This window comes from Paraburkholderia sp. J12 (assembly GCF_905220215.1).
In the GTDB taxonomy this organism is placed as follows: Bacteria; Pseudomonadota; Gammaproteobacteria; order Burkholderiales; family Burkholderiaceae; genus Paraburkholderia.
Map to the genome: position 1 here is coordinate 109,626 of NZ_CAJMZC010000004.1, position 11,804 is coordinate 121,429.

The following is an 11,804-nucleotide window of genomic DNA, read 5'->3' on the forward strand; positions in this document are numbered from 1 at the left end:
TAGTCAGTAAGGCATGAAGCGGTGCGAGACGATGATGACGCCGGCGAGCACGAACACGTAGATGCCGAGGTCGAAAATGGAGCGGTGCCAGACGAGCCGGTAGAAACCGATGCGCACGAGCACCTTGCCGATCACGACGTTGATGAGGTACGCGATCAGCATCAGCACGAGGACGGCGGGCACGAACACGCCGAAGATGTCGACTTCACCGATCATGGTGCGGTTCCCGGAAGAGAGTGCGAAAAGACGGACTCATGCCTTGGCCTCGGTGGCGGTATGGGGCGCTTGCCCCGCGTTGTTCGGAAAGAGCGAGAGCCGCATGCCCACGAGTGCGTGCAGCGTGTCGCGCAGCCAGCGCTGCGAGGCATGGGCGCGGCGCGCCTCGCCTGCGGGTGTGTTGCCCGGCGCGGGCGTGGCGGGCGAGGACGGGAGGTTGTGGGACACGATGCGGCCGAACGCGTCGTCGATGGTGTCGAGCAGCGCCTGCGGCGCGGGCTCGCGGATGCTCGCGTTCGCACAGCGCTGGTAGTAGGCGCTGACGCCGGCCAGCACGCGGTCGATCGCGTCGGGCAGCTCGCCGCTGAGCCTGCGGCGCGAGCGGCGCAGATCGAGCGCGTTCAGCGCGATGCGCAGGTCGCGGAAACTCTCGATCGACGGATGGCGATGCTCGTCGGAGGCCCCGAGACGCGGCAGCAGCTGCATCAGGCGGTCGAGCATGCGCGAGGCGAGATTGCGCTGGTTGTCGAGCGGCGCGGACGAGGCGCTCATCGCCACGTCGTACCAGCTCGAACGCAACAGGCGCCGCGCGGCCAGCTCCGCGCCGAAGGGGCGCGTGGCGCGCGTCCAGAGGAAGGCGAACAAGAGGCCCGCCACACCCGCGAGATTGCTGTTCAGGAAGACGAGGAAGTCGGCCTCGTAAGCGCTCTGGATGCTGATGAAGGTGGCCGTGTTCACGGCGACCAGCATCGTCACCATGTTGAAGGCCGGCCGCGGGATCAGCGTGCCGATCAGGATGAACGGTCCGGCGAACAGGATCACCAGCATCTCGAAGTCGTGCACGTGCGGCAGCACCACGAAGAGATAGAGGCCCGCGAACACCACGCTCGCGCAGGTGGCGGCGAAGAAGCGGAACACCATGGGCGCGGGTTCGTCGAGCGCGGCGAAGAAGCTGCACGCCACGGCCGCGAGCGAGACGGCGCCGGCGCCGTCGTGCCAGCCCGAGCTGATCCAGAGCGCGCTCGCCACCACGATCGCGCTCACCGGCACGAGACAGGAAATGAGCATCATGCCGCGGTCGAAGAAGCGTTCCGTGCCCCCCAGCCGCCAGTGGCGGTAACGCGGCAGCCAGCTGCCTTCCTCGCAGGCGATCAGCGCGCGCAATGTTCTGCAGTCCTGCCAGACGTCGATCACCTGGCCAAGGCGCCACAGCGCGTTCGAGAGCACCGCGCCTTCCCAGCTGGCGAGCGCTTCGCGCGAGGGCTGCAGGGCTGCCAGGCGCGCGCGCAGCGCCTCGGCCGCGGGGTCGCCGGCGCCGGCTTCGCCTTGCATCTCGGAGACTCGCGTGGGCAACGGCGAGTCGAACCATTTGGCGGCGTCGGCGAGCAGCGCGTCGAGCCCTTCGGGCCGCGAATTGAGGCGCAGCAGTGCGACGAGCGGATCGGCGAGCGCCGACATCATCGGCAGGAAGAGCTGCATGCGGCCGCGCAGCGACTCGGCGCGCGAGAGGATTTCCGGGTGCGTGTGGTCGTAGCTCAGCTGGCTCAGCAGGAACTCGAGGCCGTTGACCGTGATCGCGAGGCGCTGGCGGCAGGCCGAAATCGCCGTGCCCGCGAGGTGGCCCGAGAGCGTTTCGCGGCCGTAGAACGCGGCGTCGCGAAACCAGGTATCCGCGCGTTCGATGAGCGTGGGCGCAAGGCGGCTGGGCAGAATGACGCTGCCCACCACGCTCGCGCAGACGATGCCGAGCGTGATCTCTTCGGTTCGCGTGATCGCCACGTCGAAGATAGTGGTGGGATCGGTCACGGTGGGCAGCGCGATGAGCGGCATCGTGTAGCCCGCGAGCATGAACACGTAGCTGCGCGCCGTGCGGTCGGAGATCGCGAAGAACAGCAGCGTGCCGGTCCACAGCGCGACGATCACGCTGAAGATGTACGGCATTTCCACGAACGGCGGCACGAGCACGATCGCGGCGAACGCGCCCAGCGCCGTGCCGAGCGCGCGATAGAGCGCCTTCGAGCGGGTCGCGCCGACGAACGGATTCGAGACGATATAGACCGTTGCCATCGCCCAGTAGGGGCGCGGCAGTTCGAAGTAGAGCGCGAGATACAGCGCCAGCATCGCGGCCGCGAAGGTCTTGACCGAGAAGAGCCAGTCGCGCACGGTGGGGTAGGTCATGACGCCGTTCATTCGCGATGGGTGGCGTCGGCGGCCTCGGCCGCTTCGGACGCGTTGAACGCATTGAGGACGCGCAGCGTCGCTTCGAGGTCGGCGCGCGTCACGCCCTTGAGCACGCGGCCCCGCAGCGCACGCAGATCCTCTTCCATTTTTTCGGTGACGGCGTGGCCGGCATCCGTGAGCGTGATGGTCTTGGCGCGGCGGTCGTCGGGGTCTTCGTCGCGGCGCACGAGGCCCGCGGCGCAGAGCTGGTCGAGCAGGCGCACGAGCGAGGGCCCTTCTATGCCCACGTGCTCGGCGAGCGTGACCTGGCGCACGGCCTCGCCCAGGCGCCCCGCGATCAGGAGCGGCGTGGAGCAGGCTTCGGAGACGTTGTACGTGCTGAGCACGCTGTCGCTCGTGCGCCGCCATTTGCGCGCGGCCACGACGAGCGTGCTGCTGACGGCCAGACGTAAGGTATGAAGATTCGACATCGGCGGGATGATAGCTGAATGCGATTTGGTAGCAAACTATCTTTTCCGGCTAACGACGCCATCACGCGATGGTAATCGAGTCGCCAGAACGGTGCTACGGAAGTGAGCGGCGTGTCGGATTTGCGCGACTTTCGCGGCATCAAGGTGTCCGATTGTTAAGGTCGCCCAAAGGCTACGCGGTGGGAGGGCGCCAGCTTGCGAGCAGGCCCGGCAGCTCCGCCATGTCGGTGAAAACGCGGGCCACGCCGGCTTCCCGCAGCGCTTGCGCGCTGCTGTGGCCCGGTGCAGGCGGACTGTAACCGAATACCGTCGCGCCGGCGGCGAGACCGGCGCGGGCGCCCGTCACGGTGTCCTCGATCACGGCGCAGCGCGCGGGGGCGGCGTTCAGCCCGGCTGCGGCGGCCAGATAGACGTCGGGATGCGGCTTGCTGCGCGGCGTTTCGTGGCCGCTGAAAATGCGCCCGTCGAAGCAGTCGAAGAGCTTCACCTTGCGCAGCTGCAATTCCACCTTGCGGCGGTCGGCGCCCGAGGCGACCGCAATGCGCCCGCCGAAGGCCGCATGGACCGCACGCACGGCCGCGGGAGCCCCCGGGATTTCCACCAGGTCGCGCTCCAGCGCTTCGTTGCGGCGCGCACGGAAGCCGGCCAGCCAGGCTTCGTCGATGGTGTAGCCCGTGTGAGCCTTGATGCGCGCGGCCTCGTCGATCACCATCTTGCCCACGAAGATCTGCATGGCTTCGTCCACGGCCAGCGTCCAGCCCAGTTCGCCCAGCAACTGCACCAGTACCTGGTGGGTGATGCGTTCGGAATCGACGAGCACGCCGTCGCAGTCGAAGAGCACGGCGTCGAAGGAGGAATGGGACATCGTCGGTCTGGGTCGGTGAGAATGGGATGGCGGTTTATGCCGGGCGCAGGAGGGCGATGATACCCGGAGCGCGCGCAGGATGCGACGCTCGCCGGCAGGTACCCGGGCGGGTGCGGACTGGAGCAAAGCCCCGGAAACGCGGGACAATGGCGTTTTTCTCACTCCGTTTGCCCAGCCGATGTCCTCCGAAAAAACGACGCCTCCCGCCGATCCGAACGAACTCCCCGGCCGCGCGAACTACACGCAGTTCGCCGACCGTTATGCGCAACGCGTGCCCGAAAAGCCGCACAACGCGCTCTACGAGCGCCCCGCTACGGCGGCGCTGCTCGGCGAGGTGGCGGGGCTGACCGTTCTCGACGCCGGTTGCGGTCCGGGCATCCTGAGCGCGAAGCTGGCCCGCGCGGGCGCGCGCGTGCAGGGGTTCGACGTGACGCCGGCCATGATCGAGCTGGCGAAGGCGCATTGCGAGGGGTTGCCCGTGGACGTGGTGCTGGGCGACCTGGGGCGGCCGCTCGACTGGCTTGCCGATGGCACGTTCGAGCGCATCGTGTGTTCGCTCGCGCTTGATTATGTGGAGACGCTGGAGCCCGTGTTCGCGGAGTTTCACCGCGTGGCGAAACCCGGCGCGCAACTGGTCTTTTCGATGGCGCACCCCATGCGCGACTGGATCGACACGCGCACGCGCGGCGAGCGCAGCTACTTCGAGACGACGCGCTTCGGCCTGCACTGGGGCGGCTTCGGCGAGCCGAAGCCGTATATCGAGGCGTTCCGGCGCCCGCTTGCGGATATCGTCAATGGCCTGAGCGCGGCGGGCTGGGTCCTGGACCGGCTGGTGGAGCCTCGGCCCGCGCCGGAAATGAAAGCGGTGGCCCCGGCGCTGCATACCGAACTCGAACTGGCGCCGGCTTTCCTCTGCATTCGCGCGCGACGGGCGTAAACACGTTAAGCCCGTTCTCCTTGCGGACGCCGCGCGCGAGGCCCGTACAACGCGCTAGCCGCGGCGCGTCTCGCGCACGGCTGCCGAGAGCGATTCTTCGAGCGCGGCCACGCCCGCGGGCAGATCGACCTTGCCGCCGAGATCGCGGATCGTGCGGCCGAGCGCGTGCACGGTGCGAAACAGGTTGTGCTCGCGGCACTGTTCGCCCATCTGGCCGATGCGAACGATAGGCAGACCGAATGATCCGGCGATCTCCACCTGATACTGCTGCGAAATGTGATCGCATACGGCGCGCGGCGTGATCCCGTCCGGCAGCCCGATGCCCACCACGGAATTCAGGCGGCAGTCTTCGGGGGTATAGAGCGCGAGGCCGAGCGCGGCCACGCCGCTCTGAAGCGCGAGCGAGCAGCGCTGATGGCGCGCGAAGCGTTTTTCCAGCGTTTCCATGCAGACGAGCCGCAGCGCCTCGTGCAGCGCGAGCACGCCCGAAACCGGCGCGGTGTAGTGGTAGCCCGCCTTGTGCCAGAAGTTTTCGGCGAGGGTGGCGTCGAGGCACCAGTGCGTGTTCGGGGCGGTGCGCTCGCGCACGCGTGCCCAGGCTGCGTCCGAGAACGCGATCAGCGAAACCCCCGGGATCGACGACAGTCCTTTCTGGCCGCCCGTGATGACCACGTCGATGCCCCATGCGTCCATGTCGAGCGGCATCGTGCTCAGCGTGCACACCGCATCCACCACGACAAGCGCGCCCGCCGCCCTGGCGATCTGCACGATCTCCTGCAACTGGCGGTTCCACACCGTGTTCGACGTTTCGCCGTGCACGATCGTGACGATCGCGGGCCGCGTGCGCGCGATGGCTTCGGCCACGGCTTCGAGCGAGGCGATTTCGCGGTCGGGAATTTCGAGCGTTTCGACGTCGGCGCCCACGCGCCGCGCCATTTCCGCCATGCGATGGCTGAAGAAGCCATTCACGATGGAGAGCACGCGCGTGCCAGGCCATGCGAGGTTCGAGACGGCCATTTCCATGGCGGCCGAGCCCGGGCCCGCCACGCCCAGCACCCAGTTCGAGCGCGTCTGGAACACATAGCGCGCCATGGCCTTCACCTGGTGGATCACGCGCGCCATGGTGTCGCCCAGGTGGTTGATCACCACCGAGTTGGCCTTGGCCACCGCCGCCGGAATCGGCACGGGGCCGGCGCCCATCATGAGGAGCGGCTCGTCGGGCAGGATGCCGTCGAGCGCTTCGACTGCGGGGCAGGGCACTGCCGTGGCGGACCCGGACCCGGACGCGGCCCAGGCCGCCGCCGCTGCAACCGTGAGGTGGCGTTCTGTGTCGACGGGCGTGGGGCGAAGCGTGGTGTCGTTCATGGCATACCTTGCAGACGGGGTTGATGCAGCCCGGGCAGTGTGCGCGGGCAAGAAGGGAATCGTGCAGTGTTGTCTCGCGCGCCCGGTCTGGCCATGTACAGTTGCGGCGATTTTCTGTGAACAGTCGCAGCGTCGTGCCGCGAGTTTCCGAAAGGAAAAGCCCGCCGGCTGTTCAGGCTCGGCAGTCTCGCGGGCCGTTTTCGTTTCGGACCGCCTGCCTCATGCGTTAAATCATACGATTCGCTTTCTGTTTCATAACCGCGGTATTTCGCGCTGCGTCGATGCATATTGCCTACTGGACAAGCCGGCTGCGCTCACGATAATTGACGCTCCCGAAAGAAGGGAGCGCGCCCGGAAGGCGCGCGCCTGATCGGGTGTTATCGGAGAGTTCTGGGATGTCTGAAGAGTACGAAGTGCACGGGCCGCACGATCATGCGGTCGAGCATGCAGGCCACGGTGGGCATGGCGACGGCGATTCGTTCGCGAGCCGCATGGCGGTGATGACGGCGATCCTCGCGTCGGTCGGCGCGATCTTTGCCTACCAGAGCGGCACGAGCGAAAATCTCGCGCTCTATTACAAGAACGAGGCGGCCATCCGCAAGACGGAGGCCGCGAATCAGTGGGCGTACTATCAGGCGAAGGGCGAGAAGGAAAATCTCGCGGAACTGGGCGCGGCGTTATCGGCGAACAACCCCGAAGCGCGTAGCCGCTTCGCCGCCGACGTCGATAAATATCGCCAGCAGAAGGAGCCGATCCGCGCCAACGCCGAGGCGCTGGAAAAGGCCGTGGCGCAGGACGACGCGCGCAGCGAGGCGCTCATGCACGGCCATCACCGCTGGGCGCAGGCCACCACGGCGATCCAGATTTCGATCGCGCTCACGGCCATTACGCTGCTCACGCGGCGCCGCTGGCTGCTCTATGCTTCCATCGGCATTGCCGTGGTTGGCGTGGTGCTGGGCGCGCTGGCCTTTTTCGCGCCCTGAAAAGCGCCATGGCCGCCGGCTGACTTCAATCGGCCGCTAGCCGCCGCAGACGATGGCGGTCAGCAATAACGGCACGACGGTTTTCACCGTCGCGCCGCTATTGCCTTCGGAAAGGCGCAGGCGCACCGAGTCCGCGGGCGCCGATACCACCACGCCGTACAGCGGCGCTTCGATCTCTTTTCCCGAGCCGTGGTGAAACAGCGTGTCGTCGCGCTCGTAGCCGATCACGACATAGATGGGAAAACCGAACGCGCTGAGCTGATTGCCGTGTACCGGGCGAAACGCGTTGACCGAATTGGCTTCGACCCGGCTGGGTTGCGGATCGATCGACTTTTCGTCGATTAGCGACGAAATGAAGGTATGGGGATTCGAGCGGCAGTCGAACTGCTCGTCGTGAGCGTCCGCATGTGCGAACAGCGGCGCGAGGAGGGCAGCGAGGCCCGCGAAGAGCCGGACCAGAAACCCGATGACGAAGGGGCGGCGCGCAAACATGGTGGTAACGACTGCAACACCCGGATAACCCATTCGACACCCGAACGCCGTTCATGTTCAAGGGGCGCGGCACAAAAATTGCGCGGCAATGCGCGCTGCGCCACATGCCGCCCGCGCTGGCGGGCGGCTTTGACTTCGTCGATTACAGCATCGACTTCGCCTGGCTCAGTATCTTGTCGCACACCTGGCGCGTGGCCGCTTCCTTGAGGCCGCCGCCGGAGAGATCCACCTGCGAGCCGTTGCTTGCGCTGAGAATACCGTTGCTGCCCTGCGTGTAGCCGCTATCGGTGGTGTTCTCGCCGCCGGGCAGCTTGCTGAGCAGCGAGTCTTTCACGCCGCCCGCGCTGGATCCGCTGAGGTAGTTGTTCTTGATGCAATACTGGAGCAGTCCTGTGACATTGCCGAGGCTGTTCGAACTGAGCGAGGCGCCCGGCACCGCACCGCCGAGTCCACCCAGGTTGCCGAGTGCATTGCCGGCCGAACCCGAGCTGCCGCCGCCCTGGTTCAGCAGGTTGCCGAGCTGCGCATAGGCGGCGCTCCAGGGCAGAACGAGAGCGATGGCCACGGCGGCAGCGACGCGAGGGACAGATGCTTGCATACCTCTTCCTCCAGAGTGACAGGACGCCTCAGCACTATAGAGGGATTCGCATGCGCGCCGCGTGAACATGGCCGGAATATGCAAGGTGCAACCCGGCGCCCGGCGTGGTCATCATCGTGTCATTTGTTGCATGCACAACATCAGATGAGAAAAATGTGCTGTGCGCAGGCATCGCGAAGGGCATACGGGGCATGCCACTCGCATACCGCACGAGACGGGTCACGAATGACGCTGAAGCAAGAAATCACGCGCTTACACGGGTTTTTCGACAATATTCACGCCGTCCGGCGCGCGACTTTGTTTCTAACCGTAACACTTATTACGACCCTCCTCGTGGCTGGTTTCAGGTGGTATGCTTCCTGCACAAATTCTCCCATGCACGAGTGAGACCACGTTCTTTGCGTCAATAACGTGAACATCTGCACAGCCCGAGTGCAGCGATGAGCGCAAATGAACCAGGTAGATAAGCATATGGTGCAACCGGGTATTCCAACGCGGACAACCACGATCCGCGAGTGAAAGACTCAGTCACTGCAGCCCCGGTCCGGCTGCGTGGAGAACAGCATGAATTTCGAAGAACTGAGCGATGACGAATGGACGTTGGTGTCTACGCTCGTGGCCGATGAACCGCCCATCAGGCTCAATCGTCGCGGCCGCCCCCGCGCCGAGCCGAGGGTGGTGGCCAATGCCGTCCTGTGGATCTTGAGCACAGGCGAATCGTGGTCGCGCCTGCCCGCGCGATATCCGTCCGGTCCCACGTGCCGTCGCCGTTTCGACGAATGGCACATGAACGGCACGCTGATCGAGATCGTCAAGCGCCTCAGTGTGGTGGGGCGCAACTTCGTCTACGTGCCGGAGCCTGCCGTGCCGCGTGTGCCGGCTGCTGCGCAAGCCATGGAAGCCGTCGCTGTCGAGGCGGTGGAAGACGATGGCTTGCCGGCGGTTTACTGGAAGAGTCCCGAAGCCTGGCAGGCACCCGCTCAGGCACCGGCTTGTGCGGTGGCTGCCGTGCTTGCCGATCCCATCGAGAGCATGACGCGCCAGCTCGCGCGCACGGATCCTCCCGATCCGGGCAGGACGGAACGCGCGCATGCCGTGCGCGCACGCACACAGGCTTCCGCATCTTCTGCCAACGCTGCCGCGCAAACGTTAGCGGGGCCGCGCGACGAGAGTCCGGCGGCCGCGCGCCGCGTACCGGGCCGGGACGGCGGCGGTGCGCCGCAGTCCGCGCAGTCGGTCCAGGTGGCCGAGTGGCACGGCTACGTGATGCATCTCACGGTGCAGCCGGTGCGCAACCGCATGTATCGCGCGGCGGTGGAGATCCACAAGGACGGCAAGCGCCTCGAGCGCTCGGGCCTGATCGGGCCGCCGTTCCAGGATCGCGATGGCGCCAAGCATTTCGCCTTCGACTGGGCGCGCTCCTGGATCGAGCATGAGTGTCATGGCGAGCCGGGCGTCGCGCCTGTCTCGCAAGCTAACCACGGCGCTGCGCGTGTGTCCGGTGGCGTCGTCACGCGTCCCGTGCCGGGCAGTGTCGCGGCGCCGGGCAACGTCCGGCATGCGCCGTTGCAGCGCTATTCCGCTTCAGGCGCGCTGTTGCCGCCTGCTGATGGCCGCGATGCGAATGCGTCGGCATGCAGTGGCGAACGCCGTACTGCCGAAGCGCATTTCAGGCCGCTTGCCGGGTCGCGCGCAAGCTGAGCGACGCGTCGTAAGACCAACACGCGTTGGGGAAAACCGGATTGAGCAAAACCGCGGGAGACGCGCAAGGCGATGAGCCAGGCGCGTCTCCCACGTTGCTCACTGTCGCCCGTACTGATCGTCGAGGCGCACGATATCGTCCTCGCCGAGATACGAGCCCGATTGCACTTCGATGATTTCGAGCGGCATCTTGCCGGGGTTTTCCAGCCGGTGCGCGACGCCGAGCGGGATATAGGCCGACTCGTTTTCGGAGACGATGAAGCGTTCCTCGCCGCGCGTGACGAGCGCGGTGCCGCGCACGACCACCCAGTGCTCGGCGCGATGATGATGCATCTGCAGCGAGAGGCGCGCGCCCGGTTCGACCACGATGCGTTTCACCTGGAAGCGCTCGCCGCCGTCGACGCAATCGTAGTGGCCCCACGGGCGATGCACGAGGCGGTGCGTGACGGCCTCGCTGCCGCGTGCTTCGCGCAGGCGCTGCACGACTTTTTTCACGTCCTGTGCACGCGAGCGGTCGGCCACCAGCACGGCGTCCGCCGTTTCCACCACGACGAGATCCTGCGTGCCGAGGCACGCAATCAGCCGTCCGTCCGAGTGGGCGAACGTGTCGCTCGCACCTTCGAACATCACGCGGCCCTGCGCCACGTTGCCTTCGTCGTCCTTCGGCGAGACCTGCCACACGGTGTCCCACGAGCCGAGGTCGGTCCAGCCCGCCGCGAGTGGCACTACCACGCCGTGCGCTACCGAGGGGTCGCCCGCGAGCGACTCCATGACCGCATAGTCGATGGAGTTCGACGGCGTGTGCGCGAACGCTTCGCGATCCACGCGGAAAAAGTCGCCGTCCTGGGTGCCGCGTTCGGTGGCCGCGGCGCAGGCGTCGTAGATGGCGGGCTGGAAGTGGCGGATGGCCTTGAGCCACGTCGAGGCGCGCATGATGAAGATGCCGCTGTTCCACCAGTAGCGCTGCGATGCTACGTACTGCTGTGCAAGTTCGAAGTAGGGTTTTTCGACGAAGCCATTCAGGCGCCGCGCGCCGCCGGGTTCCGTGGAAGAGATGGGCTCGCCCACGTGGATGTAGCCGTAGCCCACTTCGGGGCGGGTGGGCACGATGCCCATCGTGACGATATGGCCGGCCGCCGCCTGGCGCACGCCTTCGGCAACGGCGGCCTGGAATGCGTCGAGGTCGGCGAGCGCATGGTCCGCGGGCATGACGACGAGGATGCCGTCCTGATGCTCGGCCACGATCGACAGCGCGGCCAGCGTGAGCGCCGGCGCGGTGTCGCGCCCTACGGGTTCGAGAATCAGGCGGGCGCGCTTGCCGGCCTGGCGGACCTGGTCGGCCGTCGTGAAGCGATGCTCTTCATTGCAGACGATCAGCAACTGGTCGGCGAGCGCCACGCGCCCGGAGAGGGCGTCGAGCCGCATCGCCGTTTCCGCGAGCAGCGAATGCTCGCCCACCAGATTGATCATCTGCTTGGGGTATTGCTCGCGTGACAGGGGCCACAGCCGCGAGCCCGCGCCGCCCGCAAGCACCACGGGGCACACCTGCAGCGCGCTGCGCGATTCTGCGCGCACTTCGGTCGCACGCGCCGGCACTGTTGCGGAACCCGTATCCGTCATCTCGATCTCCTGAAAGGGGGTTTCGGTGATGCGATTTGTAGCATGCTTAAAATCGGTAATAAACCGGAATGCAAATAAGAAATCGGAAAATATTCTCTTCAAATAAAAGTCGAATTTTTATTCGCACATCCATTCGATAAAAAATCCAGGAAAAATGACCGGATGAGCCTCTGCTGGCGCTTCGAAATTCGCGTCAGAGGAAGCAAAGTGCGGAAAAATGTGCCGGAAATGCATGCTCGGGAATGGCTGTGCAGTGCGCGTTCGCGCAAAACTTGCCGAAAAAATTCGACGAAAAACCTCCGGGAATACCCGAAACATTTCGAGATACTTTTGTGCCTTGCGGAATCAATTTTTATCGCGCTTTATTAGGGTTTAT

Annotated in this window: 11 protein-coding genes; 3 read left to right on the plus strand and 8 right to left on the minus strand. The window is 65.9% G+C overall.

All coding sequences use genetic code 11. The features are described from left to right. Positions 1 to 3: 3 nt before the first annotated feature. The 4 genes from U5760_RS11595 to U5760_RS11610 all read right to left on the minus strand — a co-directional run bounded on the left by U5760_RS11595 (position 4) and on the right by U5760_RS11610 (position 3,732). Positions 4 to 216, minus strand: coding sequence for a DUF1656 domain-containing protein (locus tag U5760_RS11595; protein WP_028225273.1), 213 nt, complete (start codon positions 214 to 216; stop codon positions 4 to 6). Between the two features lie 36 nt (positions 217 to 252). Beyond that, a complete protein-coding gene (locus U5760_RS11600; RefSeq protein ID WP_322011872.1) occupies positions 253 to 2,394 on the minus strand; it encodes an FUSC family protein in 2,142 nt (713 codons plus the stop codon). An 8-nt stretch (positions 2,395 to 2,402) separates the two neighbouring features. Continuing rightward, positions 2,403 to 2,867, minus strand: coding sequence for a MarR family winged helix-turn-helix transcriptional regulator (locus U5760_RS11605; RefSeq protein WP_322011874.1), 465 nt, complete (start codon positions 2,865 to 2,867; stop codon positions 2,403 to 2,405). A 172-nt stretch (positions 2,868 to 3,039) separates the two neighbouring features. After that, the gene (locus U5760_RS11610; RefSeq protein ID WP_322011876.1) at positions 3,040 to 3,732 is read right to left on the minus strand and encodes an HAD family phosphatase; all 693 of its coding nucleotides are present in this window, start codon (positions 3,730 to 3,732) and stop codon (positions 3,040 to 3,042) included. Positions 3,733 to 3,910: 178 nt separating this feature from the next. Here U5760_RS11610 and U5760_RS11615 point away from each other — a divergent pair, with 178 nt between their 5' ends. Further along, complete coding sequence (locus U5760_RS11615) at positions 3,911 to 4,669, plus strand: class I SAM-dependent methyltransferase (RefSeq protein WP_322011878.1); 759 nt, start codon at positions 3,911 to 3,913, stop codon at positions 4,667 to 4,669. A 54-nt stretch (positions 4,670 to 4,723) separates the two neighbouring features. Here U5760_RS11615 and U5760_RS11620 read toward each other — a convergent pair whose 3' ends face one another. Then, positions 4,724 to 5,872, minus strand: a complete 1,149-nt coding sequence (locus tag U5760_RS11620; RefSeq protein ID WP_322012249.1) for an alanine--glyoxylate aminotransferase family protein — start codon at positions 5,870 to 5,872, stop codon at positions 4,724 to 4,726. A gap of 557 nt (positions 5,873 to 6,429) precedes the next feature. Here U5760_RS11620 and U5760_RS11625 point away from each other — a divergent pair. Next, complete coding sequence (locus U5760_RS11625; protein WP_322011880.1) at positions 6,430 to 7,017, plus strand: DUF4337 domain-containing protein; 588 nt, start codon at positions 6,430 to 6,432, stop codon at positions 7,015 to 7,017. Between the two features lie 36 nt (positions 7,018 to 7,053). On the opposite strand, the gene U5760_RS11630 is transcribed toward U5760_RS11625, so the two are convergent. Continuing rightward, positions 7,054 to 7,509, minus strand: coding sequence for a hypothetical protein (locus tag U5760_RS11630; RefSeq protein ID WP_322011882.1), 456 nt, complete (start codon positions 7,507 to 7,509; stop codon positions 7,054 to 7,056). Positions 7,510 to 7,651: 142 nt separating this feature from the next. Beyond that, the gene (locus U5760_RS11635; RefSeq protein WP_322011883.1) at positions 7,652 to 8,107 is read right to left on the minus strand and encodes a DUF2501 domain-containing protein; all 456 of its coding nucleotides are present in this window, start codon (positions 8,105 to 8,107) and stop codon (positions 7,652 to 7,654) included. 564 nt (positions 8,108 to 8,671) lie between these two features. Here U5760_RS11635 and U5760_RS11640 point away from each other — a divergent pair. Continuing rightward, positions 8,672 to 9,808: a transposase gene (locus tag U5760_RS11640; protein WP_322011884.1), complete on the plus strand. Its 1,137-nt coding sequence runs from the start codon at positions 8,672 to 8,674 to the stop codon at positions 9,806 to 9,808. 99 nt (positions 9,809 to 9,907) lie between these two features. Here U5760_RS11640 and U5760_RS11645 read toward each other — a convergent pair whose 3' ends face one another. Further along, positions 9,908 to 11,428 carry a mannose-1-phosphate guanylyltransferase/mannose-6-phosphate isomerase gene (locus tag U5760_RS11645; protein WP_322011886.1) on the minus strand — a complete coding sequence of 507 codons (1,521 nt, stop codon included), beginning with the start codon at positions 11,426 to 11,428 and terminating at the stop codon, positions 9,908 to 9,910. Between the last annotated feature and the right edge of the window lie 376 nt (positions 11,429 to 11,804).

What these genes read in the sequence shown, in the direction of transcription:
- U5760_RS11595 (WP_028225273.1), bottom strand. Translation starts at nt 216, where the DNA reads ATGATCGGTGAAGTCGACATCTTCGGCGTGTTCGTGCCCGCCGTCCTC.
- U5760_RS11600 (WP_322011872.1), bottom strand. Translation starts at nt 2,394, where the DNA reads ATGACCTACCCCACCGTGCGCGACTGGCTCTTCTCGGTCAAGACCTTC.
- U5760_RS11605 (WP_322011874.1), bottom strand. Translation starts at nt 2,867, where the DNA reads ATGTCGAATCTTCATACCTTACGTCTGGCCGTCAGCAGCACGCTCGTC.
- U5760_RS11610 (WP_322011876.1), bottom strand. Translation starts at nt 3,732, where the DNA reads ATGTCCCATTCCTCCTTCGACGCCGTGCTCTTCGACTGCGACGGCGTG.
- U5760_RS11615 (WP_322011878.1), top strand. Translation starts at nt 3,911, where the DNA reads ATGTCCTCCGAAAAAACGACGCCTCCCGCCGATCCGAACGAACTCCCC.
- U5760_RS11620 (WP_322012249.1), bottom strand. Translation starts at nt 5,872, where the DNA reads ATGATGGGCGCCGGCCCCGTGCCGATTCCGGCGGCGGTGGCCAAGGCC.
- U5760_RS11625 (WP_322011880.1), top strand. Translation starts at nt 6,430, where the DNA reads ATGTCTGAAGAGTACGAAGTGCACGGGCCGCACGATCATGCGGTCGAG.
- U5760_RS11630 (WP_322011882.1), bottom strand. Translation starts at nt 7,509, where the DNA reads ATGTTTGCGCGCCGCCCCTTCGTCATCGGGTTTCTGGTCCGGCTCTTC.
- U5760_RS11635 (WP_322011883.1), bottom strand. Translation starts at nt 8,107, where the DNA reads ATGCAAGCATCTGTCCCTCGCGTCGCTGCCGCCGTGGCCATCGCTCTC.
- U5760_RS11640 (WP_322011884.1), top strand. Translation starts at nt 8,672, where the DNA reads ATGAATTTCGAAGAACTGAGCGATGACGAATGGACGTTGGTGTCTACG.
- U5760_RS11645 (WP_322011886.1), bottom strand. Translation starts at nt 11,428, where the DNA reads ATGACGGATACGGGTTCCGCAACAGTGCCGGCGCGTGCGACCGAAGTG.